The organism is Pseudoalteromonas sp. bablab_jr010, from assembly GCF_016464105.1.
GTDB lineage: Bacteria > Pseudomonadota > Gammaproteobacteria > Enterobacterales > Alteromonadaceae > Pseudoalteromonas > Pseudoalteromonas simplex.
Genome location: NZ_JACDWV010000058.1, coordinates 41,002 through 67,274, shown reverse-complemented (window position 1 = coordinate 67,274; position 26,273 = coordinate 41,002). Strand labels below are relative to the sequence as shown.

At 40.8% G+C, this 26,273-nt stretch carries 18 protein-coding genes; 6 read left to right on the top strand and 12 right to left on the bottom strand.

The window, feature by feature from the left end; genetic code table 11:
• Positions 1–5: 5 nt before the first annotated feature.
• Positions 6–872, bottom strand: coding sequence for a redoxin domain-containing protein (locus JIG37_RS03970; protein WP_199528735.1), 867 nt, complete (start codon positions 870–872; stop codon positions 6–8).
• A gap of 202 nt (positions 873–1,074) precedes the next feature.
• On the opposite strand from JIG37_RS03970, the gene JIG37_RS03965 reads away from it, so the two are divergent.
• The 3 genes from JIG37_RS03965 to JIG37_RS03955 all read left to right on the top strand — a co-directional run bounded on the left by JIG37_RS03965 (position 1,075) and on the right by JIG37_RS03955 (position 3,315).
• Entirely contained in the window at positions 1,075–1,335 is a 261-nt protein-coding gene (locus tag JIG37_RS03965; protein WP_119853002.1) for a DUF3081 domain-containing protein, read from the top strand.
• A 7-nt stretch (positions 1,336–1,342) separates the two neighbouring features.
• A complete protein-coding gene (locus tag JIG37_RS03960) occupies positions 1,343–1,642 on the top strand; it encodes a hypothetical protein (protein WP_138616527.1) in 300 nt (99 codons plus the stop codon).
• 77 nt (positions 1,643–1,719) lie between these two features.
• Positions 1,720–3,315, top strand: coding sequence for an AbgT family transporter (locus JIG37_RS03955; RefSeq protein ID WP_135926342.1), 1,596 nt, complete (start codon positions 1,720–1,722; stop codon positions 3,313–3,315).
• Positions 3,316–3,369: 54 nt separating this feature from the next.
• On the opposite strand, the gene JIG37_RS03950 is transcribed toward JIG37_RS03955, so the two are convergent.
• The gene (locus tag JIG37_RS03950) at positions 3,370–12,654 is read right to left on the bottom strand and encodes an Ig-like domain-containing protein (RefSeq protein WP_199528734.1); all 9,285 of its coding nucleotides are present in this window, start codon (positions 12,652–12,654) and stop codon (positions 3,370–3,372) included.
• Between the two features lie 124 nt (positions 12,655–12,778).
• Positions 12,779–13,453, bottom strand: a complete 675-nt coding sequence (locus tag JIG37_RS03945; RefSeq protein ID WP_054554532.1) for an outer membrane beta-barrel protein — start codon at positions 13,451–13,453, stop codon at positions 12,779–12,781.
• Between the two features lie 296 nt (positions 13,454–13,749).
• Between JIG37_RS03945 and JIG37_RS03940 the strand changes: the two genes are divergently transcribed.
• The 3 genes from JIG37_RS03940 (at position 13,750) to JIG37_RS03930 (ending at position 17,074) form a co-directional block, all read left to right on the top strand.
• Entirely contained in the window at positions 13,750–14,727 is a 978-nt protein-coding gene (locus JIG37_RS03940; RefSeq protein WP_161804361.1) for a Solitary outer membrane autotransporter beta-barrel domain, read from the top strand.
• A gap of 72 nt (positions 14,728–14,799) precedes the next feature.
• Positions 14,800–16,536 (top strand): amidohydrolase, encoded by a 1,737-nt coding sequence (locus tag JIG37_RS03935; RefSeq protein ID WP_199528733.1) that lies wholly within the window; start codon positions 14,800–14,802, stop codon positions 16,534–16,536.
• A 19-nt stretch (positions 16,537–16,555) separates the two neighbouring features.
• On the top strand, positions 16,556–17,074 hold the full coding sequence (locus JIG37_RS03930; RefSeq protein ID WP_199528732.1) for a protein tyrosine phosphatase family protein: 519 nt from the start codon (positions 16,556–16,558) through the stop codon (positions 17,072–17,074).
• 18 nt (positions 17,075–17,092) lie between these two features.
• On the opposite strand, the gene JIG37_RS03925 is transcribed toward JIG37_RS03930, so the two are convergent.
• From JIG37_RS03925 to JIG37_RS03885, 9 genes are all read right to left on the bottom strand, one after another.
• On the bottom strand, positions 17,093–17,599 hold the full coding sequence (locus JIG37_RS03925) for an Sbal_3080 family lipoprotein (RefSeq protein WP_054554535.1): 507 nt from the start codon (positions 17,597–17,599) through the stop codon (positions 17,093–17,095).
• A 25-nt stretch (positions 17,600–17,624) separates the two neighbouring features.
• A complete protein-coding gene (locus tag JIG37_RS03920; protein ID WP_138616521.1) occupies positions 17,625–19,871 on the bottom strand; it encodes a carbohydrate binding family 9 domain-containing protein in 2,247 nt (748 codons plus the stop codon).
• A 220-nt stretch (positions 19,872–20,091) separates the two neighbouring features.
• Entirely contained in the window at positions 20,092–21,393 is a 1,302-nt protein-coding gene (locus tag JIG37_RS03915; protein WP_138616519.1) for a DEAD/DEAH box helicase, read from the bottom strand.
• 67 nt (positions 21,394–21,460) lie between these two features.
• Positions 21,461–21,892 carry an excinuclease ABC subunit A gene (locus JIG37_RS03910; RefSeq protein WP_199528731.1) on the bottom strand — a complete coding sequence of 144 codons (432 nt, stop codon included), beginning with the start codon at positions 21,890–21,892 and terminating at the stop codon, positions 21,461–21,463.
• Complete coding sequence (locus JIG37_RS03905) at positions 21,893–22,723, bottom strand: MipA/OmpV family protein (RefSeq protein WP_199528730.1); 831 nt, start codon at positions 22,721–22,723, stop codon at positions 21,893–21,895.
• Entirely contained in the window at positions 22,720–23,946 is a 1,227-nt protein-coding gene (locus JIG37_RS03900; RefSeq protein WP_199528729.1) for a beta-ketoacyl-ACP synthase, read from the bottom strand. The genes JIG37_RS03905 and JIG37_RS03900 overlap by 4 nt, the downstream gene beginning before the upstream one ends.
• Positions 23,946–24,671 (bottom strand): 3-oxoacyl-ACP reductase FabG, encoded by a 726-nt coding sequence (gene fabG / locus JIG37_RS03895; RefSeq protein ID WP_054562409.1) that lies wholly within the window; start codon positions 24,669–24,671, stop codon positions 23,946–23,948. Before fabG ends, JIG37_RS03900 begins: the two co-directional genes overlap by 1 nt.
• Positions 24,668–25,123, bottom strand: a complete 456-nt coding sequence (locus JIG37_RS03890) for a hotdog family protein (protein ID WP_199528728.1) — start codon at positions 25,121–25,123, stop codon at positions 24,668–24,670. The genes fabG and JIG37_RS03890 overlap by 4 nt, the downstream gene beginning before the upstream one ends.
• The gene (locus tag JIG37_RS03885; protein WP_199528727.1) at positions 25,110–26,273 is read right to left on the bottom strand and encodes a beta-ketoacyl-ACP synthase; all 1,164 of its coding nucleotides are present in this window, start codon (positions 26,271–26,273) and stop codon (positions 25,110–25,112) included. Before JIG37_RS03885 ends, JIG37_RS03890 begins: the two co-directional genes overlap by 14 nt.

The window sequence follows — 26,273 nt, the reverse complement described above, 5'->3', positions numbered from 1 at the left end:
TTTAATTAAAATTTAGCTTTTTTAGAGACTAATTTTCCGTCGTTGTAGAGAAGTAAACTGGGTACCGAATTAATGCCATTTTCGATAAATAAATCATTACCATAATCGATTGAAACTGGCATGGTTGCAGAGAATTTATCAACATATTCTTGTACAGCACTTTGATCGGTCCACAGTTGACTCACTTTAACCTCGACATCAACTCCTTGCTCTGCCAACTGATTAACATGTTGCTGTGCTAATTCACACTGTTTTGCCATTGCAGGGCGAGTGTCGGCTAAGTACCAGTCGCACCATGTTGCGGTAAATAATACGGCTTTTTTTCCTTTGTTCGGAATAAGCAAAGGAGTGGCTTGGCCTTGCTTTTCGTTTAATAAGCGCGCTTCATCAACTTTGCCATTGTGTGATAACAAACGTAATGTGTTATCAAGCGGTTTATCAGCTTCGTGGCCTTGAAAAATCACCTTTTTATCACTGTCGATCAACACATGAAACGGGGTGCCCATAAATTCATAATGTTTAGCAACCTGGGCTGTGTGATCAGTAAATAGTGGCATAGTGAGTGAAAAACGTTCTTTAACCTTAGCAACAGCGTGTGCATCATCATTGAGGTCAATATTAATAGCCACAAATTGAATTTTATCGCCATACTTCTCATATGCATGCTGAAAATGTGGCATTTGCTCCATACATGGCTTGCACCAAGTCGCCCAAAACTTTAAGTAAACAGGTTTTTTTCCTAAGTAACTGTCAAGTTTAACTATTTTCCCCGCTTCATTTTCTAACATCAGGGGAGCTGTATTTGCTGATATGCTTTTGCTTACAAGCAACAAGCCTGTTAGTAGTATCAGGGGTATAAACTTATATTTCATTGTGTGTCCCTCAAATAAAATCTATCTTAAGTTTAAGGTAAGAGAAAATATTGTAAATTTTCGACATCTGCTATCTAAATGTGATTTTAGTGATTTATCGCAAAGTAAGGTTTTAAAAATACAACAACACAATTAATACCTACATAAAATAGCACTAAACTTTTTATAGATCTGAAACGTATTACTTCAAAAAGGAGTCATCATGAAAAATGAACTAGACGGTAAATTGATCCTCTCAGTGTATGAAAAAATCATTCAACACGGTGAAGATCATGAAGATGGAAAGCTTTATGAGGGTATTTGCGCTTTTTCGGATATCGATGGTTATACGGTCTATCTAAAAGGCAGTGGCGTGTTACTACGCTTTGGCTTTCATAATACCTATCACCTTGACTATCAGCATGAAAAGAACAAAGAGGACTTTTTAAAGAAAGTGCTTTATATCGCTGATAAGGAACTGTAAAGAAGTAATGAAACGACGGGTAAAAGCTGAGTCAAAGCAACAGCAAGCGTTTATTAACCAAGTTATTAATGAGCTAAAATCTAACCCAGCTAAGTTAGATATCATTCGCGAAAACCTTAGTTACTATCGTGAACAACAGTTCCTCAAGCGTGGCTTTTTGCTTGCTATTGAGCGTTTTGATTGGGTATTTGAAGCAAGTAACGATGTAGAGCAAATCTGTGCGCAAATTCTAGCCGATGATTACATTGGCAAACGTTTGCGCCGCTATCCCTTGCTGTACAAGGGCATTTTGGAACGTACCTATTAGTTCTCCCACCGCTAAAACATGATCTGTCCGGTAAAAAATGCTAGGTTAGCGCCATTTTGAAATAACGAGAACTGGACATGTCAAAAACTATAAACTCTCACAACACCCATGAAGGTGGCAATAATGGGTTGTTTAACCGATTTTTAGCAACCGTTGAATTTTTGGGTAATATGCTCCCCCACCCTATCACTTTATTTGCAATGTTCTGCGTTGCTATTATCGTTTTTAGCGGCATTGCCGATTGGTATGGTTTAAGCGCTATCGACCCACGCCCTGAAGGCGCTGCGGGTCGTGACCCAGATGGTGTTATTGAAGTTGTCAGCCTACTTAGTGCCGAAGGCCTGCAGCGTATCGTTACTGGCCTTGTTACGAACTTCACCAGCTTTGCACCACTTGGTACGGTATTAGTCGCTTTATTAGGTGTAAGTGTTGCAGAACACTCAGGTTTACTCTCTGCTGCTATGCGTGGCATGGTAATGGGCGCATCTAAGCGTTTAGTTACTTTTATGGTGGTGTTTGCTGCGATTTTATCAAATACGGCGTCTGAGCTTGGTTACGTCGTACTTATTCCATTAGCAGCCATGATATTCCACAGCCTTGGTCGTCACCCTCTTGCCGGTCTTGCTGCGGCATTTGCCGGTGTTTCTGGTGGTTACAGTGCCAATTTATTACTCGGTACCATTGACCCGCTACTTGCTGGTATCACCACGCCAGCAGCACAAATGATTGATCCAAATTATCAAGTTGGCGCTGAAGCAAACTGGTATTTCATGATGATTTCGGTATTTTTAATTGCCATTTTAGGTACGTTTGTTACCGAGAAAATCGTTGAGCCGCGCCTTGGTAAGTACAACCCTGATGAAGCAAGCAACGATTTGCCTAAAAATGATATTGCCGGTTTAACCGATAAAGAAAAGTCAGGCCTTAAATGGGCAGGTGTTTCACTGTTAGTGGTGTCACTATTACTTGCTTGGACAATTGTTCCTGAAGACGGCATTTTACGTAATCCAGAAACAGGCCTTGTGGCACATTCACCATTTTTAAAAGGCATTGTGGTATTTATCTTTGTGACTTTTGGTATTCCGGGTTTTGTTTACGGCCGCGTTGTTGGCACCATGAAAAACGATAAAGATGTCATCGATGCCATGAGTAAAAGTATGAGCTCGATGGGTATGTACATTGTGCTGGTTTTCTTTGCAGCACAGTTCGTTGCCTTCTTTAAGTGGACCAACCTAGGCACAATTTTAGCCATTAACGGTGCTGCTCTTTTACAAGCATTAAACCTAACTGGCCCTGAAGTATTTGTGCTATTCATTTTAATGTGTGCATTAGTAAACTTAAGCTTAGGTTCTTCATCTGCACAATGGGCTGTAACGGCCCCCATCTTCGTACCAATGTTAATGCTAATCGGCTATGCGCCAGAGACTATTCAAGCGGCGTACCGAATTGGTGACTCGGTTACTAACCTTATCACCCCGATGATGAGTTACTTTGGTTTGATACTGGCTGTTGCGACTAAGTATAAGAAAGACATGGGGATTGGTACATTGGTTGCGACCATGCTTCCTTACAGCATGATCTTCTTTGTTGGTTGGGTCGCGTTATTCTACTTATGGGTATTTGTTCTGGGTTTCCCAGTTGGCCCTGAATCACCGATTTACTATCAGCCTTAAAGCGCTTCTTAAAGGTGTAAAAAAGCCAAGCTTTGAAGCTTGGCTTTTTAATGTTTATCGATATGTTCGATAATAACTGCGTCTTATCATTGTCAATGCGAATAATAACAAGATTAAGCTCATTGGCAGCGTACCACCGCCACTGGTTTTATGTTCTACACTCACCTGCTTATACGCTTTAACAACCACATTAAATTGTCCTTGTGTTGTTCCGCCATCACCATCTGAGATAACAAAGGTGACTGTGTCAGTACCTTCAAAACCTGCATTTGGAGTATAGGTAATCGTCCCATCATCGTTAATGACCACACTGCCATTCTCTGCTGTGGCTGAAATTATAGTGAAGTCATTATTATCTTCATCTGTCACATTTGCCAAAATATCAATCGTGACTGGACTTTGATCATCGGTGCTAACATCAATGATGGCATCTATCATCGGCGCTTCATTGGCTACGACGTCAACTATCACTGTCGCAAAATCAGCCCCTCCCTGACTATCTGAAATGCTATAACTAATCGTTGCAATTCCTAGGTGCTCTGCTTGCGGGACAAAATAAAGTAAATTATTAACAATACTTACTTCACCAATGTCTACTGCTGCGGATGTCAGAATTAACGAATCATCATTCGCATCTGTGTCATTCGAGAGTACATCAAGATATGTACTAATGTTGCGTTTAACCCTAACCATATCATCTTCAGCAACCGGTTGAGTATTTGTACTCATTGTACTGGCAATACCACTTGGATCTTCGATGATACGATTTACTTTTCCGTCGGCGTCATTTGGGCCACCGTCTTCAATAGTAAGTTGAACACACCAATGTCCTTCAGTTAATCCTTGGGTATACTGAGCATCATGTGGTGGTGGACAGAAGCCTTCTGCACCAGGTGCTGATGCAATACTATTGCGACTATCTACGACAAACTCAGTCCATCCGGTATGCATTAGCTTACGATATACAGCATTGCTCGGAATAGGTGCAAACTGAGCTATAACAATGCCGACTGACTGACCCGCTACGGGGATTTGGCTAACGTTAAAGTCAAAGACTCCGCTAGCATAATCAAATCCAGCATCTGCTGTGGCACCTGAACCATAATTTCCGTAATGCAATACTTCTTGCACTGACACTCCGGTATTGGTGCCATGTGCTACAAACGCTACATGACCTAGGCTAAGTTGCAAACCTGGCTCGGTTTCCATTAAGAAAAATTCACTTTCGTTCAGTTTTTCTTGTACAACGTTGAGCGCTAACGAATCAGCATCTAAATAATCAGGTATGCCATCATTATCAGCATCCCCGTAACCTTCTTCATTATCAGGAATACCATCAAAGTCAGTATCTTCAGAAGATAATTGAGGCATTGAATCAACAATAGTCAGTTCTAATAGTGAAGAACCCGCTTGTTGTCCGTCAAACACGCCGACTTCAAATTGATACGTCCCTAGCTCAAGAAGTTGTGGATCAAAAGTAAAACTCTCTTCAACACTGTCAGTATCGACAATGGCACTATCAGACGTTAACCAACCATATATGTGTGTATCGGTTAGGTTTGCATCCGTTACTAGTGTCGTTAACGTTACATCACCACCTTGTCTATTTATGATTCGCGTCACTATCCCTTGCTGATTTGCAAAGACCTCAATGCTTGGCGCAACATTCCCCTCTTCGATGGTAAGAGTATGCTCACCTAATGGACCGACAACAGCATTCTCAGGCGTTGAAAACTGAAGAACCAGTGTTTCAGACCTCTCATCAATGTCATCAGATGACACGTTAACAATCAGACTCGCTTCACGTTGCCCTTTTTCAAATCTAAATTCACCTTCAACTAGGTCATGGTCTGCACCCTCTAGCGCATCTCCAGATACTGTATATGGCACAACCACTGGGTAGTTAACGGCATCACCATTGAGAATTGCTTTAATAGAAACGGCCGTCCCCTCAGTTGCAGTTTGATTTTTACTAAAGTTAACCTGAGGAATAACATTGATTAACTGCGTTGCAGAAACTTGATCATCGCCTTCCCCGGCGCTCCAAATCACAGTGTGAGTCCCCGGTGCAAAGAAACCTTTTGAGCTTGCGGTGACACGAACTGGGTTACCCAGTGCATCCTTCGCAATAGCAGTGCCCATATTCACTTTGGTGAAAAGACCTTTAGATGCAATTGTTTTGTCTTCTGGTGCTGTAATCGTAATTTCAGCTGCCGTAGACACAACAGATACCACCAATGTGACTTCAACCACTTCACCATTTGAATCTTTAATTTGATAAGTAATTACAACATCAGCATTCAAGCCAACTGGGGCTAAGTACTCTAGTTTGTTATCGACAATGCGGATCGTGCCAGCACTCACGGTTGCCTTAACAAGAGTAAGTTCATCACCGTCAACATCAATATCGTTTGCGAGCACATCAAGCACCACATACTCATTTAAATCCGCATTGACGGTAAAGTTATCTGGCATAGACACTGGCGCATCATTGATTGCGTTAACGACAATAGTTACTGTCGCAATATTAGAGTTCAGCATGCCATCCGATACGGTGTAACTGAAACTATCAGTACCATTGAAGTCAGCGTTTGGTTGATACACCAGATGGTTTGCATCCATTAACAATGTACCATTACTCACAGGTGTCACAAGATTAAGCGTAAGCTCATCACCGTTTTCGTCGAAATAGTTTAGCGAAAAGGTAATGCTTTCATCTTCATCCATGCTGAACTGTTCGTCATGGGTAACCGGTGCAACATTTGCGATAATGACAACACTGGTTGCATCTGAGGTAAAGGTTTCTGTATTACCATGGCCATCAACATAGGTTACAACAACTGTGATTGTCGCGCCAATATCAGCTTCGGTTAGCATGTACTCTGCAAGCGTTGCACCAGTAATGATTTCGCCGTTACGCATCCATTGATAGGTAAATTCACCTACGCCATCTAGGTCTTCGATTGTCGACTCAACAGCTAAGGTTTCACCTTCTTTTGCTTCACCAGTAATACTGATCCCGCCCGTGGCTTCATCGTTAACATCGGCCACTGTGATAGCAAAGGTTTGAGTATCGGTTAATCCTCCTGCATCAGTGGCAACTAAGTTGATACTATGAGTACCTACATCATCATTACTCGGCGTACCGCTTAGCTCGCCTGTTGTAGGGTCAAAATCAAGCCAACTTGGCAGCTCTAGCGCACTTAACTTATAGCTATCTGCACTGTCTATATCTTTAACAGTAACAACATAACTATACGCTTCATCTTGTGTAGCCGACGTGACTGGGTGAGATTCAATAACAGGCGCATCATTGACTGCTAACACGGTGATGGTCACTGAGGCTGTATTTGACTGTGCACCTTCATTATCAAGTACAGAGTAAGTAAATGAATCAAAGCCCACATAATTGCTAATAGGCGTATAAGTAACTGTACCATCTACATTATTGGTAATATGACCAAATGCAGGGTTTGTTACAATATTCACTGAATCCTCATCAAGGTGACCATCAATGTCTGAATCATTCTGCGTCACATCAATAATCACGCTCTCATCTTCATTGGTCTGGATCACATCATTATTTGCCAATGGTGCATCGTTAACAGCTGTCACCGTAATGAACACCTCTGCATGGTTTGACCAAAGGCCTAAATCGTCTTTAACACGATAAGTAAATGTGTCTGCTCCATAACTATTACTATCTGGTGTGTAACTGAGCACGCCATTGTTCACTTGTACATTACCGTGTTCAGGCTGTGTAACAACTTCTAGACTCGTCTTATCAAGGGTGCCATCAACATCGCTATCGTTACCTAACACATTGATATTATGAGATGTGTCTTCAAGTAATACGGCGGTGTCATTTTGTGCAACTGGCGCATCATTCACACTATTTACCGTTAAAGTGACTGTCGCAATATTTGACATTAAAGACTGCTCATCTTTGACACTATATTCAAAGCTATCAGTACCAAAGAAATCTGAATGTGGTGTAAAGCGGATTGTGCTTAACTCTTTATTGACAGTTAGCTCGCCATGCTTAGGAGCTTGCGTTATCGTCACATTCTCTGTAAGCAACTCACTATCAACATCAATATCGTTGTCAAGAATAGACAACTCAATTGATGTATCTTCATCAAGTACACCTAAATCATTGGTCGCCACTGGTGCATCATTAACTTCACCGATAGTCACTAAAACACGTGCAATATTTGACACTGCACCTGCTTTATCTGCAATACGATACGTAAATGTATCGCTACCATTAAAGTTAGACGCAGGCGTGTAAACAATGCGCTCGTTTTGAACATTTGCTTGACCATTTTCAGGTGCAGAAACGACTACTAAGCTTGATAAGTCGAGTGAGTCTCCTTCGTCAATATCAGCATCGTTTATTGCAACATCAATTTCAATGGCCATGTCTTCTTCGGTCATCGCGCTATCGCTATTTGCAAGAGGCGCGTCATTAACAGGATTAATAGTAATGGTCACCGTCGCCACATCTGAACGGCCATGCTCTATGTCATCGACTGTATAGCTAAATGTATCGGTCCCGTTAATATTCTCATTCGGCGTATAAGTGATCACACCATTTGCCGTATTCAAGCTAGTTTGACCTTGTGTTGGCGGTGTAACAATCATCACGCTTGCTGGGTTTAGCTTACTATCGACATCACTGTCATTGGCAAGAATATCAATCGCAACACTATTATCTTCATCAACACTGGCGATGTCATTTTGCACATCAGGTACGTCATTCACGTTCTCAACTGTAATAGTGAAAGTTTGCTCAACCGTTGCATTGGCACTGTCAGTGACGGTTAGCGTCACAGAGTGCACACCGACATCATCATTGCGAGGCGTACCAGTAAGCACACCTGTTGAACGGTTAAACACCATCCAGTCAGGGTAGTTTGTTGCTCCATACTTCAAGGTATCATCTTTATCGACATCGCTTGCATTCAAAGTATAGATATAACGATTATCCTCCGTTGCCACTGTAATTGGCGTTGAAGAAATCACCGGCTCGTCATTCACGTTTACAACCGAGATAGTGAATGATTGAGTATCAAGTGCATTAGCACCGTCTTTGACGCTCAAAATCACAGCATGCTCACCCACATCATCATTGCTTGGTGTTCCAGAAAGTACGCCCGTTGATGGGTTGATCGTCAACCAATTAGGGAGCTTCGTTGCCGCATACGTTAGGGTATCACCTTTGTCAGCATCCTTTGCTGTTAACGTGTAACTATAAAAACTGTCTTCGGTTGCCGATGTGATTGGCACAGAAGAAATTTCCGGCGCGTCATTCACATTTTCAACCGTAATAGAGAATGATTGCGAAACAGATGCGCCAGTACTGTCAGTAACAGTTAAAGTAATGGCATATGTACCAATGGTATGCTTATTTGGGGTACCATACAGTTCGCCCGTAGACCTTGTAAAGCCTAACCATCCAGGGATCTTCGTTGCTGTATAAGTCAACGTATCGCCTTTATCGATATCGCTCGCAACAAGGGTGTAGCTGTATTGCTGGTCTTGTGTTGCTGCTCTAATCGGCGTGGAAGAAATCACAGGCTTGTCATTCACGTTTTCAACCGAAATCGTGAATGATTGAATGTCACTTGCATTTGCCTGATCGGTCACTGATATAGTCACCGTATGATCACCTACATCATCATTAGTTGGTGTACCCGCTAGTAGACCGGATGGGTTTAGCGATAACCAACTTGGTAATTGGGTCGCTCTGTATGTAAATGTATCGTCTTTATCAGCATCAGATACTGTTAGTTGATACGAATAAAGCGTATCTTCTGTTGCTTGAGTAACCGCAATTGATGAAATGCTCGGCGCGTCATTTACACCAGTCACCGTAATCGTGCCATTCACTGGCGTTATACTATTGCTGCCATCAGTTAAGTTAAATGTAATACCCAGTGAGCCAGAAAAATTAGCCGCTGGTTTAAATGATAAATTTGCAAGTGTAGTGGTGACATCCGCGAGGGATCCACTGACTGTTAGTGTCGCATTGTCATTATTATAATTAACGACGGCACTACCACTCGCCGCGCCTGCTAGTAAGCCAGATGTGTTATTAGCAAGTGTAATTGTCAGGGTAACATCATCACCTTCTTCATCGGTGATTTGATAATTATCGAATAGTAAGCTCGCGTCGCTGTCTTCACTGACTGTAAGTGTGAACTTGTTAAACACAGATGAAGAATACTCCATCATCGTAGCGCGGCTGTCATTATTCCCATCATTGAAAGCCACAACTGGGGTATTATTATAAACTTCTAATGCAGGAGCAGAGTATACTTTATCTGAAAAGTCATAATCTGCTACATTAAACCACTGGTCTTCATTTAACTCCTTAACGACTAGTTTGTAGGTGGGGTAACCAGCATCATTTATATATGCAATATAAAGCTTACCATCACTATTTAAGGCGATATCTGGTCCATAAGCTTTTTCGGTCGTTGGTCTACTATTGCCAGCTAATACCCACTCAGTTCCATTGAACTTCTTAACAGATAGTTCTCGTGAAGAGTTAGCAATCGCGATGTAAGGAATATTACCTTTAAATAGCAAATCAAAAAACTGAATACGTGTTTCAACTTTAGCTGGTCCAACATGCTCCCAAGTATTACCAATCAGCTTCTTAATGAAAAAGTATGATTCATACCCATTTTCCGAGTATGCGATATAAGGTGTATTATTACCATCAAATGCAAGCTTTATTGAATAAAAGTTCGTTTTTTCAGCTGTCTCATAAGCAACAGTTAACCAGTTATTACCATCCCACTTTTGAAGATGAATTGTGAAATTATCTACACTCATATCCTGATAAACAATATGAAGTGTATTATTGTTGTCGAAAATAATTGAAGGATGTAAAGCATCTTCACTAATTGGTTGACCGCCTAATAGCTGCCAAGAGTTATCCTCAAACTTTTTAACAACTGTTTTCCCACTGACCTCAGTATACGCGACGTAAGGAATATTATTGATATTATCAACCGCAAAGCTTAAAGGTGAGCTAATTGCAACCTGAGCAACTTCTGCGCCACCTAAATGATGCCATTGCGCACCATCATGCTTCATAACCCAAATTTTTTCTATACTATTAACCTGATTTGTATAAGCTACGTATTTATTACCAACACTATCTGATGCTTGCCTGATTATCCTTAAGCTATTTTCAGAAAAGTGAGCCTTTCCAATATAATCCCAACTAGGACCTTTTGACATTACAGGGGCATCATTTATTAAAGAGACAGAAATAGCAAAGTTTTGATTGGTAACTGGTTCAACACCATCTTCCAAGCCATCGGCTAGGTCAAATGTAAAGCTATCAGAGGTAGTCTCTGAGCCATTGTGTTTGTAATAAAGGTTTGAATCATCCAGCGTTTGCTGGGTAAATGTACCATTTACAGCAAGCGCTTCGCCTGAGTCTAAGCTGCCGTTATCATTGGCATCAACAAATAAACTACCATTACTTGGCACAGATTTAAGCGTAAATATAAGTCCTGTACCAGAGTCATCGGCATCTGTAGAGGATAAGTCAAGCGCAGAAATTACTTTTACAGCACCCTCATCGATTGAAAGGCCTTTATTAGTGCTAATAGACGGCGCTTTATTAATTGCAGTAACAGTGTAATTACCGATAACATTTGAACTGCTTTCAATACCATCAGATACGGAAAAAGTAAGCGTAAACTCACCAGCACCATTTGAAGCAGGTGTTAATTTAATTGATTCAAGCGACGCATTAATGTCTGAGAGTGAGCCAGCGAGTGTTAAAGTACCTGTATTTTCATCGTAATTAAGAGATGAGCCACCACTGGCTGTCCCCGATAGTGTTCCAAATTCAGGATTAGAGATTATGATTGATAATGTAACATCATCTAAATCTGTATCTGATACGGTAACGTTTCTAAATAAAAACTCACTAGCACTGCCCTCTTGGATGGTTTTACTGTAATTCCCAAAAAAAGCATACTCTTTCTTAACTGCAAAAGGTCGGCTGACTTCACTTGTATTATCAACTGCATAGAAAGTATCATTACTATCGAATTTTGCATCCATTCGTATTCCATAATAATTTTTTCCTTCAGGCGTGATTTGACCGACTAACTGCCAACTCTCGCTTTGATATGTATACAACTGACCCTTGCCATTCGTATTGAATTCACTAAAAGCAATGTATGGCTCATTTCTTGATGAAATTAATAAATAAGCAAATTGAATTGCACTTAGTTGTGATGTATCACCAACACTTTCCCAACTTTCATTTTTATACTTAAAAACTCTAACGATCCCAGAGGATCTTGATAATAAGTCCTCTATAAATGAGATGTAGGGAACATCATGACTGTCAAATGCAAGTTTTGGGAAATGAGTCTGAATATCAGGAAGACCTTCGAGGCTTAATGAACGCCAGCTATTATTATCAAATCTTTTCACATGAGTTGTATTTTTATTTCGACCCACATTTGTATAAGTAATATGAAGTTGATTTTGTGAGTTAAAAACCAGTTCAGGGTTTTTAATTGAACTATAACTTATACTTTCACCTACATCGACCCAGTTACTGCCATCCCACTTTTTAACTTTAGCTTTTGGATCATTATATGCGATGTGCAATACATTGTTTGCATCTACTTTGAGGTCTACGTATTTCATACTAGAACCAGTCAATTGACTAGAACCAAGCTGCCTCCAAGTATTTCCGTCAAATGCTTTTACAACAACCTTCGTTTCATTTCTTTTAGTAACATAAGCGGCATATATTGTATTATTACCATCTACAACAATATCTGTTTGAAATGCGCCTTCATTTGATAGGACTTCTCCGCCCAATAACTGCCATGATTCATCTACAAAATGATATACTAGTACTCGGTTATATATGTCGTGGGATATCACAAAAGGGTTATTATTTTTATCAATAGCAATATTTGAACCGAGTGTATCAGTATTGTTTCTTAATTCACCAAGATCTTGCCATACAGTCGATGCAAAAAAGCTAGGCACAGCATTCGATTTCGAAACTGTTAATGTATCATTCTTTTTGATGTTTCTATCTGACAAAGAAACATAGTTATCATCTAACACAGCGGTACCGCCCTCAACACTTTGAGTAATGACCACTCTGTCATACGGGATACTCGTTTCATCGCTTATTAATTGTCGTAGAGTACCAATACTGTCACTGGGCTCTACATCAAGCGTAAACGTTTTACTAGGAGCGATAATTGTTATTGGCATAGCCAATATCGACATGGGCGCAATAAGTGCGACTAAGTATAAATATTTAATAATTGTTGATAACATGGCATTTTAATCCTGTAGAAACTTCAAGCTGTTTGCTAATTCACGATGAGTGGTTTAGTAAGTAGACTCAGCTATTCCTTGAGATAATTAAAAATGTACGCCCCCTGCATACATTTGGAGTTGATTAGTTAAACTGATACTTAGCGCCAATTGAAAACATTGACGTTGAGTAATCATCTAACCTAGCTTGGTCGTAACTTAAGAAAAGTAGAGTATTTTCAAATATTGAATAGCTGATTTCACCGCCAAAAGTTACACTATTGCCGCTGCGTTTCGCTTTAAAAACATCTGATGTATTGATTTGGTATTGGTAATCTTGTTGCCAATCAAGGTACCCAAGTTTACCTGTTAGTGATAGGTCATTTGTTAGAGGCCATGATGCTAAAACAACTAGGTGTGGCCCCTTTGCAGATTCAGGGTAAGTTGCTTGCATTACATCATGAAAATTGTCTAAATCAGTCACCTCTCCTGTTAAACGAAAATTTCTATCGCCAAAATCTAAATAACCCAGTTGGACTGAAAATATAGAATCTAGCTGATATCCAAATCCTAGTTGATAACCTACGTCAGCATCTTTCACTGATAAGTTTTCATAATTGACACTCTGTGCAACAAGCTCATTTTTAACAGCGTCTGCCTTAAAATCAGTCGAAGCGTGGCCTATTTGGCCATACAAATACCAATTATTTTCTTTAGCTTGCCCATCTGTACTGAATAGTGAGCCACCAGAAAAAAGAATCAGTATAAAAGCCCATGAAAAACAACTAGAACTTTTAGTTAAAAAGTATTTATGGTTCAAAATAAAGCACTCTCTTAATCTAATTAAACGGGCACAGAATTGATTTAAATACAATAATATGTAGATTTAAAAGTCAGAATATCAACTCTGCATTTATGTTTTACATTAGATGAAAAGATGAGTGATCCGAATCAGAATCTTCCTAAATTTATGAGCTTGTGAAATTTCCGACAGACATTGTCATTAGTTATTTGGTGATTTTGAATAATTGACAAAAAATCAATTCTAAATAACTAGTCATAGTTTGAAATAAATGGGCTATTATTATTCATAAAATAATGATTCCCGCTTTATTAATGAAAAATAGCTATAAATTTAAATTTATTTTTTATACCCCTATTATTTTCTGTATCTGCTCAGCGGTTTTTGCAAACCCGACTAAGCAGCTCGAATCGGCCTTTGCCACGTCGTTGGTTTTAACCGATGGTGATAGTATTACCTTAGGTTTTGGTGATTTTGATCCACAAACACTGTTTGACTCGCAACATGCCAACAAAGATGAAGACAGTATTGCGCTTAGAAAAGAACTCAAACTCTACAGTATTCCTTACACTTGGCAGCTTGATGAGCCTGTTTATCAACACAAACTAAGCCTGACCAGCAAAGTAAGCTATTTAAATCAATCAGATTTCATTTCGCTTTTTGATAATGTGGCTGACGACTATATTTCAGAAACAGTGTATAACGGGATGATCGGTTTTAATGCCGAAAAAGCACTTGGCTCTAAATGGTCATATCAATTTGGTTTTAATACTCACTACTTACATTACAACAATGATTATGAGTACAACTCTCCCGAGTCTAGACGTAATTTTAAGCCTTTAGCTGAAAATCTTTACACCAACCTCAATAGTAATGCACTGGTGTTAAACCCTAATGCGACCATGATCTATCGCTTACCTAGGCATTGGGGCTATTACGAGTACAAACTTAACTTTAATTATTACTATGGCTGGGCACTCTCTCACCCTGATGGAATAAATAATGCGGCGCCTGAGACATGGCGCACACTCAATGGTATTAAAGCTAAATTTAACATGTTCAAAATCGGGGTTTTTGAGCAAGCTTTTTACATCAAAGGCCAACGTATCGATTTAGGCGGCGATAGTCGGGTAGCGTTTGGGACCGATCACTTTTATGAATACGGTATTGGCTTTTTATGGGATAGCAGAAAATGGACGTCATGGTTCGATAACTTTGGTATTGGTATCAACATTCATAATGGCAGTAGCCTAGATGGCGCTGCTATTGTCTTGTACTTTAATGAAATTTAAGTCCAATATAAAAACACAAACTGAGTAAACAGACTATATTATTAGAAATACTTAGAATTCAAGGAAGATTATATGAAACATCACCTCGCAATTGCATGTTCATTGCTTGCCTTAACGGCTTGCGATAAAACCTCTGAACAAACAGCTGAAGCGCTTCCACTGCAAGTGAGTGCAGCAGATACCATTTATTATGGTGGTGATATTCTTACAATGACTGGCGATGAACCAGAGTATGCGCAAGCAATCGCAACGCAAGGCGACAAAATTATCTTTGTGGGTGATAAAACTAAAGCCCTTGAGCATAAGTTTGGTAAAACGAAGCTGATTGATTTACAAGGCAAGACCCTAATGCCTGGCTTTGTAGATGGCCACAGTCATGTGTACGCGGTAGGCTTACAAGCCATGGTAGCCAATGTATTACCTAGTCCAGATGGTGATGCTAACAGCGTTGAGCAAATCGTTAATATTCTCACAGCTGCACAGAACAACCCTGATTACACCACTTTTATTGAAAAAACCGGCGCTATCTTAGGATTTGGGTACGATGATGCTGAGCTTGATAGATACCCTACAAAAATGGACTTAGACCGAGTTAGCACTGAAAAGCCTGTGATCATCATTCATACCTCAGGGCACTTAAGTGTGGCAAACACTAAAGCGTTAGCCATGGCTGGCTTCGATGAAAACACAGAAAATCCTGATGGCGGGATAATTCGTCGCATGACAAACTCACAAGAGCCCAATGGGGTGCTTGAAGAAAACGCGCACTTTGGATTACTGTTTAAACTGATGAAATCTGTTGATCCTGATTTACAAGATTTAATGCTGCAAGAAGGGCAAAAACTCTATACAAAATACGGCTACACAACGGCCCAAGAAGGACGTGCTACCCAAGAAGCTTATGACTCGATGGTAAGAGCATCAAAGGCAGATAAATTCGTGATTGATATAGTTGCCTATGCCGATATGGCCACCAGCAGCAGTTTTATGGACTCAGCCTATAACAGTAACACCTACACAAATCATTTTCGCATCGGGGGTGTAAAACTTAACTTTGATGGCTCACCGCAAGGTAAAACCGCTTGGTTATCTCAGCCATACTTAAAAGCCCCCGAAGGCCAAGAGCAAGGTTATGCAGGCTACCCTACTTTTAATAATGAGCAAGCTTATCAGTATATTGAAACGGCCTTTGCCAATGACTGGCAGGTAATGACGCATGCAAATGGTGATGCCGCCATTGAGCAGTTTTTAAATGCCGTTGAAAGTGCCAATAACAAGCTCGGCAAAAAAGATCGCCGCCCAGTACTCATTCATGGTCAAACAATTCGTCAAGATCAGGTAAATCGTCTTAAAGAATTAGGCATATTTCCATCGCTCTTCCCAATGCATACGTTTTATTGGGGCGACTGGCATGTAAATTCAGTGCTAGGTCACCCCCGTGCCGATTTTATTTCACCCACTCAAGCTGTTCGCAAACAAGGATTAATGTTTAGCACCCATCATGATGCACCAGTCGCCCTACCTGATGCACTACGTGTATTAGATGCAACGGTTAACCGCACAACCCGTACAGATCAAGTATTAGGGCCAGAGCAACGTGTTTCTGTGTATACTGCACTACAAGCAATGACGACATGGCCTGCGTATCAACACTTTGAAGAAAACTCTAAAGGGCAATTAAAACAAGGGATGCAAGCAGACTTGATAATTCTTGATAAGAATCCGCTAAAGATAAAGCCTGTAGAGCTACATAACTTACAAGTGTTAGAAACCATTAGTCGTGGTGAAACCGTCTACAGCAAAAATTAAATACTTTTCAAGGAGTAACATGAATAAGTTCATACAATTAGCCTGTGCTGCGCTGCTGTCTTTTTCTGCATTTGCAGCACAAACCGTTACTACAAAACTGGATATTTTAAATCTTAAGGCGCAGTCTGAGAATGTGCTAACTTCAGGGCAGCCAAGTCAAACTGATTTTGCCAAGTTAAAGCAACTTGGTGTTCAGAACGTCATAAACCTTCGCGGTGATAACGAAACGAATTGGTCTGAGCAAGAGCTAGTCACTGAGCTTGGTATGAACTATTACCATATTCCTGTGCAATCTAAAGCTGATATTACCATTGAAAATGCTACGAAACTTCAGGCCTTACTCAATGAGCACCAACAACAAACCACCTTACTTCACTGCGCGAGCAGCAACCGTGTCGGTGCTCTCGTTGCGCTATACAATGCGGTAACCTTGAAAAAGCCAATTGATGAAGCTGTTGAGATTGGTAAACAATGGGGCTTAAAAAGCCTTGAAGGGGTGGTAAGAAGCAAAGTTAACGAAGAGGTTGGTCAGCCATAAGCTGACCAACATATTAGTTTATATTGCTTTTTTCTGACTCTCTTGTTGTTTCTTGGCTTCAACTTGCTGGAACATTGAATCCACTAATTCGATAATTTTATCGTTTGCATCAATAAATTTATCCAAACCACCACCCGTTCGATAGCTTGCTTGCGCAATTGTTTTAGATTGGTCAACATTAGTGACCCAGATATTGGCATAGGCCATATAAAGAGCTAAATCCCAATGCCAGTTCGCAACATAAAATGCAATTGCATCACAACCGTTTGTGTTAGCAGTTGAGATGTCTGTTTGATACGCTTGGTGTTTCATAACATAGTTAGCCGGTATCACGCGTGTTTGCACGTTATGTTTTGCAAAACCTGTTTGCAATGATGTTACAACACCTTCTTTAACTGCTTGATGCTCTGCAATACACACAGTTTTTGGTTTTTCCGCTTCAAAACGACTTACATCCTGTTTCGCCGCACATCCAGCAAGGATAGTTACCGCAGCAGCAACAGCTGACATTTTTAAATATTTCATTATGATTTTCCTTTTTTATAATTACTTAGAGCTGCCATGCATAGCTTAGTTTAGTGAAGAAGGTACGCTCGTCACGCTCAAGACTTTTCAAAGAGTCGTCTTGATATCCTTTGTCTGAATAACCTAAGTAAAACAGCGTCTGAGAGTTAATTTTGTATGAATACACCAGCTGACTGCCATAATCGCGGTTAGTTTGACTGACATCAAATCGATAAGCTTCGTTGTTTCGATCGACGTCTTCAAACTGCAAAACGAGTTTTAGCATTGAGCGCATATTAAATTTATAATAAACACGTAAATCAGTTAAATTTGCAGTATAAACACGATCATTTTGTTCGTTATCTAGATAGCTGTAACTGTGCTCTAGTTGAACCTGCCAATGATCGTTAATATCCCATGTCATCTCAGGTTCAATACGAACCATGGTACCTAAAGCTGCATTACTGTAATCAATTTTGCTGCCATATTGAGCATACAATAAGAATCGCACATCACGAATAGGTCTAAAACCACCGTAGATATAGCCTATATTTTGATTAAAGAACTCGCCGGCATAAAACTCATTACGATGAATAAAGCCAATTTCTGTTTGCGACTGCATCTTACCTTTAAAAGTAATAAAGCCATCGTATTCTTCTTCGAGTAAGTCGCCATTTTGTGCCCACGTTTTATCCCACTCTACATTGTAGCTGTACTCTGTGATTGCATCATCAGCATCACGATACCAAGTTTGCCCACCACCTAATTGTACTTGTTCGTAATCAACTTTAGCTTGGTAGCCTAAATCAGAGCGGTATTCTTTACCTATATTTTCGTAATTAGCATAGACTTCGTAATCACGCTTAGTTCTAGTAAATTCAATAGCATAAGCTTGATCGGATTGATTCTTATCAACGCCATAATAATCAACTAAAAATTCTGAATTAGTGGTATCTGTGCTTGCAACTTGATACTGCAAACTATCTGATTGGTTAAACCAATAACTACCATCAATCGATAACACGGTATTATGGTAATCATCATTTTCACGATGAGTACTCATCACACCAATTGTGCCTTTTTGGCCAATATCAAACTGATAACGCCCCGCTACTGCTTGCGTTTTATCTGCCAGATTAGCAAAGCCCGACCCTTGATTTGTCGGAAGTAAAACACTGGTATTCTGATCATCAGCGTACATAAAACCATAGCTGTGCGCGCCGGTTTTACCAGTTAATTTTAAACCTACATCAGGTTCAGCAATCATTCGCGTATATAAAAGCTCTAGTTGGCTGGTATTAAAATAAGACGCACCATCTAAAAAGAATGGACGCTTTTCAGCATAATAAATTGAGTAAGTAGTATTTACGTCAAGCTCAAGTGAATCTGCCTCGACCTGCGAAAAGTCAGGATTAATGGTGGCATTAATAACCGCATCTTGCGTCACCCCCCAACGTAAGTCCAAGCCCGCTTCAGTATCTATATCGCCATTTTGCCAATCACCCGGCACTGTGTCTTTGCTATCATGACGAAGCGCCGTTAAAGTGGGAGTAAGCTGAATATTTTGGCTTTCTGTCATGTTGGCAAAACCTGTGAGTTTATCAAACTGACAAAAGCTACATTTTACATCTCGGTCAAAACCAACGTTCGACATTTGATAATACACATCACGCGGGTAATTTCGCCATACTGCAAAACTCCACGTTAATTCGGCCTGGTCTTTTGGAAAGCGAAGTGCAGTGAATGGAATACGCATTTCAACAACATAGCCGTCCTCTGTTATTTGCCCTGCGCTATCCCAAATAGCATCCCATGATGGGTCTTCCACCCAATCATCAATATCTGTCATGCGCATATCGCCTTGCGCACCCAATGGGTTTACATAAAACTCATAGCCAGTTCGTTCATCATTAAAAGTATCAATCATCAAGGCAACATTGTCGTCTTGCCAAAGTGTGTCGCGATCTCGAAGAGCGGCACGAATTTGCGAAGGATCATTATCTTTTGCAATAAAACCCACATACAAGTACTTGCCATCTTCGTACATGTAAGCATCGGTTTGCACGAGCGGTGTGCCTTTTTCGGTTGGTTCGTTCTGATATTTTAATGGCACTTTAGTGGCGTATTGCCAGTGTGACTCATCCATCACACCATCAACGCTAATAGACTCTTTAATATGGGCAAGGGAGAACTCAGCTTTATCAAATGCATTAGCAGAAAAAGGCACACTAGCAACACTGAGTAAAAAAGTAGGGGCGATTATTTTATTTATTATTCTTTTTATGTACTGCATAAACATCCATTTAGACACTAACGCGTTAGAAACGCTACTTGACTGATTTCAAAGCGATTGTAATTCATCAAGGTACATTTGTTAATCTAATTTTGCATTTAACTGTATAAAAATTAACAAAATACTCCATTTGTACGATTAGCAGAGCCAAAAAAACCCCATTGCCAAACAGCAATGGGGCTTTTTTATAGAAGCTCTTATCGTTTGTTATCGAAATTCATTACTTTTTAAGGCTTAATTTATTGCCTTTCAAAGATTTGCGAACATTTGCGATACGTGAACGATTCTTCGCACGCGCTTCCCCCGTTGCCTGACCTGAAGCCTTATTTGTACGGCTACGGCGTAAATGCGACGGCTTTTTACCTATTTTATCAATCAGTACTTCACGGCTGCTTACTTCATAACCTGGTAAAACAACACGCTTGATGCGCTGTCCAATTAGCTTTTCGATATCGAATAAAGTGTTTTCTTCCTCACGGCTCACAAACGAAATAGCTTGGCCCGGCTTACCAGCACGACCTGTACGGCCGATACGATGCACGTAGTCTTCTGCAAGCCAAGGTAAGTCGATGTTAATCACACGTGGTAACCCTTCAATATCAATACCACGGGCAGCCACTTCGGTTGCGACCAGCACGCGAACTTTACCTTCTTTAAACTCGCGTAAAGCGCGGCGGCGGTTACCTTGGGTTTTATCACCATGACAAACAACAGCTGGAATACCGTCAAGGTTAAGCTCCTTTACAAGCTCATCGGCAGTTTCTTTCATGTTTACGAAAACAAGTACTTGCTGCCAGTTTTTCTTTCCTATCAATTCAGATAAAAGCTCTTGCTTACGGCGCTCTTCTACAGGATACACAACGTGTTGCACTGTTTCTGCGGTACTGTTTGTTTGATCGACACGAATGATTTCAGACTGCTTTAGTACTTTACTCGCAAATTGTTTAATTGCCGCAGGGAAAGTGGCCGAGAACAACAAGATTTGACGCGCTTCATCACAGCCATTAATAACCGTTTGCATATCGCTGATAAAGCCCATGTCTAGCATACGGTCAGCTTCATCAAGCACTAAATGCTTAACATTAGCTAAGCTGATGTTACCTAAACGAATATGATCAAGTAAGCGCCCTGGCGTTGCAACAACAATATCGACACCTGCTTTCAAATCGTTAGCTTGACCCGCTAGATTAATACCACCAAACAAGCACACTGTTTTTAATTCGGTGTATTTTGCAAACGCTTTAAAGTTATTAGCGATTTGCTCAGCTAACTCGCGAGTAGGTGCAAGCACTAGTGCACTTGGTGCATTATTTTCGCTAACAGCTGATTCTGATAATTTTTGGATAAGTGGTAAAGCAAATGCAGCGGTTTTACCCGTGCCGGTTTGCGCACTAACAAGTACGTCTTTGCCTTTTCTTACTGCAGGAATTGCACTACGTTGAACGGGAGTAAGCGTTTCGAAATTAAGCTCTTCTAATGCCTGTAAAAGCTCAGAAGAAAAACTAAATGATTTAAAATTCATGCTGTATAACCTGCGGCCATCATATCAAGGGTCGCAAATTATACAGAAAAAAAATGACTTTAGTTAGTTATAACTTAACTAAAGTGCCTTTTAATGCCACACCAGCGATAAACGTACCCGCACCACATTGATATTCTGTTTGGCTAACAAACTCACGCTTCTTGTAATACGACTGAATATTTACAACTGCATTCATGCCTTCACGAACAGCACGCTCTTGTAATGCTTTTAAAGCACTGAGCATTACCCATTCACACGCCTCTCGGTCAGTTTTATTAAATGCATTGGTTTTCTTGTTGGTGATCACTTCACCATAAGTTGTTTTAATCGTGTTATGACTTTGATCAGCAAAATACAGCGGAATATCTAACAATGCTTGTTTCGCTTTGGTGGTTTCAAGTAATGCTTGTACAGGTAGTGTTTGTAAATCATCACGTGCAAAACTGTTTACTGAAAACAAACAAGCTACTAAAACACATGCAAGGGTCAATAACTTCATTTAAAAATTCCTTCTATAAAATTTCCATGCAACGCCAAAACCGACCGAAACATTATAATCTTGCTTCACGAGTGGGCTTGCATCTTGTTGACTGTTAGCAAGATGGTGATATTTAACAAAACCACCTAACCAATACTTTGGTGTGTCAAAATGTACCCCAATTGATACATCAGCACCAGAAAAACCTGAACGACTTGAGTATGCTTGGCGAGTTTCATTGCTATGTAAGTCACTCACTCCATAGTAGTAATCAAGGTATTTATCGCTAGCAAAGTTGATATTGCCACGAAACGCTAATGAAAATTGTGAATCCGCTTTTTCGATGATCGGCACTCGATAATACACACTTGGCCCATAACGCCAGCCAATATCATCAATACCAGAGAAATCTGTCGCAATGGCTTTGCGTGCAAACAGGCTTAAATACAAGTGCTGTCTAGAATTTGGTTCACCTATTAAGTAGTAATTAAGCGAAGGCCCTAATTCAAACACCCAATCTAGATCATCCATACCTTCTCGGGCTTTGTTATCTTCACTGTCAACCGCAAGACCTACGCTTGCAGATAAATCTAAATGGAGATTTTCTTGCTGCCACAAAAAGCCAGTGAAACTATTACGGTCTATGGCCATTGTGTCACTTTGATAACGAAAATAAGGCACAGGCAATAGGTATTGCTCACTTTCATCTGAACCTAAATAATGCGGGATATCTGCATAAAAAAGGCCTGCACCGAACTCCATTTTTGCAGTGCCCTTTTCTCCACTGTCTTCTGCAGCATAAGCATTAAAAGTTAGAATAAATGAAATACTTATGATGCAGCGCTTGATCATGCTTGCCACTTTTTAAAAATTAACGAGGTATTGATACCACCAAACGCAAAGTTATTACTCATAATGTAATCTGTTTGCATTTCACGGCCATTGCCCTTGATATAATCTAGGTCAGCACACTCAGCATCGACATCTGTTAAATTAATAGTAGGTGCAAACCAACCATCATTCATCATATTGATACTCGCCCATGCTTCAATGGCGCCACACGCACCTAAGGTATGACCTAAATAACTCTTTAATGAGCTAATAGGTTTCTTGCCAAGGGCATTGAAAGTCGCTAGAGACTCCGCAATATCACCTCGATCTGTTGACGTACCATGAGCATTCACATAGCCAATTTGGTCGGCAGTAAGCTGTGCATCATGAAGGGCCATTTCGATAGCCACTTGCATTGTTTCTGCGGTAGGTTGCGTAACATGTTGACCATCTGAATTACAACCAAAACCGACGAGCTCCGCATAAATGGTTGCTCCACGGGCTAGGGCATGCTCATACTCTTCTAAAATGAGTGTGCCTGCACCTTCACCAATAACCAGACCATCACGATTTTGATCAAATGGTCGTGGCGTGCTTTTCGCAGCATCATTTTTTGTGCTGGTCGCGTACAAGGTGTCAAATACCGCGGCTTCTGTGATGCATAACTCTTCTGCGCCACCAGCCACCATGGCTTTTTGACGGCCATACTTTATCGCTTCGTAAGCATAACCAATACCTTGTGACCCCGATGTACAGGCAGAGCTGGTGGTGATCACGCGACCTTTTAAACCAAAAAAGACACCCACATTCACAGGCGCCGTATGTGCCATCATCTGGATGTAACTGGTGGCCGTTACGCCCGTCATTTCGCCGGTTTCCATCATTTTTGCAAAAGCCAATAATGGTGGTGTTGACCCCGTTGACGAGCCAAAAGCAATCCCTGTAGAGCCATCGGTTAGGCTTGGATGCTCTAATAGCCCTGCTTCTTCTAAAGCAAGCTCTGTAGTACGGGTCGACATCATAGCAACACGCCCCATTGAGCGAACTTGTTTACGCTTATAATGACTTGGTTTACTAAAATGAGTAACAGGTGCCGCTAGTCGAGTGTTTAATTCTGGCGCCACATCCCAGTCAGTCATGTACTGAACGGCATTTTCACCTTTTTGCAAAGCGGTTTTAAATTCTCCCCAGGTATCACCTAATGCAGTGATGGCAGACATGCCTGTAACAACAACACGCTTCATTACACCATACCGCCATTCACAGAAATAACTTGGCGGGTGATATACGCGGCGTCATCTGAACATAAAAACGACACTGTACCCGCGACTTCACTAACCGACCCCATACGTTTTAATGGGATCATTTTTAGCATTTCATCAACCGGTAAATCGTCTGTCATTTCGGTTTCGATTAACCCTGGTGCCACGCAGTTAACGGTGATCTTACGCTTTGCAAGCTCAAGCGAAAGCGCTTTGGTCGCACCAATAATGCCCGCTTTAGCGGCACTATAGTTAACTTGCCCGCGATTACCAGCAATCCCCGACACTGACGCCATAGTGACAATTCGGCCACCTTTACGACCTTGCACCATTGGCATCACCGTTGGATGAACCACATTATAAAAACCGTCAAGGCCAGTACGGATCACTTTATCCCAATCATCACCTTGCATCGCAGGGAACGCCATATCATTTGTGATACCGGCATTACAGATCACCCCATAATACGCTCCGTGCTCGGCAATATCAGCTTCAATTTGTTGTTTAGCTAGTTCTCTATCGCAAACATCAAATTGCAATAGGCTTGCATGACGACCAAGCGCACTAATTTCTTCACAGGTTTGCTCTGCTTCAGCCACACCACTGCGACAATGAACAGCAATATCAAAGCCATCGTTAGCTAATCTAAGTGCGATTGCTTTGCCAATACCACGGCTTGAGCCGGTGACTAAAATACGTTTTGTCATTGATTTTCTCTTATAAACTGCATGGGGTCTTGTGGTTGAAACACATTGATTTTTGCTTCTGCTAAGCATGTTTCATCGCTGTGTATTTGACACTCAAATACACTTAACCCTGATTCTTCTTGATATAATTTGGTCACCGAGACTTTAAGCGTTTGCTCGTTTTTAAATACCGGTGCATAGGTTTTATATTTGCGCGTGCCAATTAAAAAACCAATTTGTACTTCATTTCCTTTATCTTTTGCCAGCGCACCCGCGTAAGCTGCGATAGTTTGCGCCATATATTCACAGCCAATATAACTGGCAACCCCATTTAAGCTCTCGTCATAAAACGGGCTTTGTGAACTAATATCCACTTCACAGCAACCTGACTCTTCGCTGTAATTAGATAGGCGATTGAGCAATATCATTGGTTCGCTATGAGGTACGACTTGCTCAATTTTATAGTGATTCATTTAGATGTCCTAGTACTACACTGACATTATTGCCTCCAAAGGCAAACGAATTTGATAAACAAGTGTTAATTTCTGCCGTTTCTGGTTGTGTTATTAAACCAATTTCAGCCAAAGAGTCGTCTTTCTTCACCTGATTACATACTAATTGATTGAATTCCGGGTAGGCCAAATAGAGCCAACATAAGCCCGCTTCTAAGGCACCTGCAGCACCTAAGGTGTGGCCGGTCAAATGTTTAGAAGAGCTCACTTTAGTATTTTTGCCAAATACCTCATTGATTGCCAGAGATTCCATGGCATCATTTTGCGGTGTGGCTGTTCCATGGGCATTAATGTAGTCGATATCTGAAGGTGTTAAATTCGCGTCTTGCAATGCCATTGTCATAGCTGCGATTGCACCAGAACCGTCTGCAATCGGTGCTGAAATATGGTGAGCGTCAGAGCTTTCACCACCACCTAAAAAGGCAATACTTTGTTTTGTGTGCTGCTCTTTACTCATAATAAATAACGCTGCGGCTTCACCAATATTGATACCAGCTCTGTCGCCACTAAACGGCTTACAAATTTCATCGCTAATAGAAGATAACGAATCAAAGCCATTAATAGTGAGTTGGCACAAGCTATCTACCCCACCACAAATTACTACATCGGCTAAATCGGCACTGAGTAAGGCGCGCGCACTAATAAGCGCCTTGGCACTTGAACTACACGCAGTTGAAATGCTGTAACTTGGCCCCTTCGCAGCGAGTTTTTTGGCAATATAATTGGCGGGTGCAACGAGTGCTTGGTCGTAATAATCAAATTCCTCTGGCCACTTTCCCTTCGCTGCATGGGCAATTCGGCCTCTTTCACCTTCTTGAATTGCAGCAGTACTGGTACCAATAACCACAGCAATACGGCTACTCGGAATGTTTATGCCTGTCAATGTGTCAGTAATTTGCGCCAGCGCTAAATCGATTAGCTGATAAAACCGCATTGATGCGGTTAATGGCAGTTCATTAACCAAACCCACAAACGTTGGGCGCTGCTCAAATGCAAGCGACGTCACCTCTGTGAGTGTTTGTTTAGGTTGCAAGCTGATACTTTGCATTGTTTGTTGATGACCAACCCCCAATGCACTAACAATACCTAAGTCGTTAAGCCAAAATGGCAT

Excerpts from the sequence above, each read along its gene's own strand:
- JIG37_RS03970 (WP_199528735.1), bottom strand. The coding sequence starts at position 872 with ATGAAATATAAGTTTATACCCCTGATACTACTAACAGGCTTGTTGCTT.
- JIG37_RS03965 (WP_119853002.1), top strand. The coding sequence starts at position 1,075 with ATGAAAAATGAACTAGACGGTAAATTGATCCTCTCAGTGTATGAAAAA.
- JIG37_RS03960 (WP_138616527.1), top strand. The coding sequence starts at position 1,343 with ATGAAACGACGGGTAAAAGCTGAGTCAAAGCAACAGCAAGCGTTTATT.
- JIG37_RS03955 (WP_135926342.1), top strand. The coding sequence starts at position 1,720 with ATGTCAAAAACTATAAACTCTCACAACACCCATGAAGGTGGCAATAAT.
- JIG37_RS03950 (WP_199528734.1), bottom strand. The coding sequence starts at position 12,654 with ATGTTATCAACAATTATTAAATATTTATACTTAGTCGCACTTATTGCG.
- JIG37_RS03940 (WP_161804361.1), top strand. The coding sequence starts at position 13,750 with ATGAAAAATAGCTATAAATTTAAATTTATTTTTTATACCCCTATTATT.
- JIG37_RS03935 (WP_199528733.1), top strand. The coding sequence starts at position 14,800 with ATGAAACATCACCTCGCAATTGCATGTTCATTGCTTGCCTTAACGGCT.
- JIG37_RS03930 (WP_199528732.1), top strand. The coding sequence starts at position 16,556 with ATGAATAAGTTCATACAATTAGCCTGTGCTGCGCTGCTGTCTTTTTCT.
- JIG37_RS03925 (WP_054554535.1), bottom strand. The coding sequence starts at position 17,599 with ATGAAATATTTAAAAATGTCAGCTGTTGCTGCTGCGGTAACTATCCTT.
- JIG37_RS03920 (WP_138616521.1), bottom strand. The coding sequence starts at position 19,871 with ATGCAGTACATAAAAAGAATAATAAATAAAATAATCGCCCCTACTTTT.
- JIG37_RS03915 (WP_138616519.1), bottom strand. The coding sequence starts at position 21,393 with ATGAATTTTAAATCATTTAGTTTTTCTTCTGAGCTTTTACAGGCATTA.
- JIG37_RS03910 (WP_199528731.1), bottom strand. The coding sequence starts at position 21,892 with ATGAAGTTATTGACCCTTGCATGTGTTTTAGTAGCTTGTTTGTTTTCA.
- JIG37_RS03905 (WP_199528730.1), bottom strand. The coding sequence starts at position 22,723 with ATGATCAAGCGCTGCATCATAAGTATTTCATTTATTCTAACTTTTAAT.
- JIG37_RS03900 (WP_199528729.1), bottom strand. The coding sequence starts at position 23,946 with ATGAAGCGTGTTGTTGTTACAGGCATGTCTGCCATCACTGCATTAGGT.
- fabG (WP_054562409.1), bottom strand. The coding sequence starts at position 24,671 with ATGACAAAACGTATTTTAGTCACCGGCTCAAGCCGTGGTATTGGCAAA.
- JIG37_RS03890 (WP_199528728.1), bottom strand. The coding sequence starts at position 25,123 with ATGAATCACTATAAAATTGAGCAAGTCGTACCTCATAGCGAACCAATG.
- JIG37_RS03885 (WP_199528727.1), bottom strand. The coding sequence starts at position 26,273 with ATGCCATTTTGGCTTAACGACTTAGGTATTGTTAGTGCATTGGGGGTT.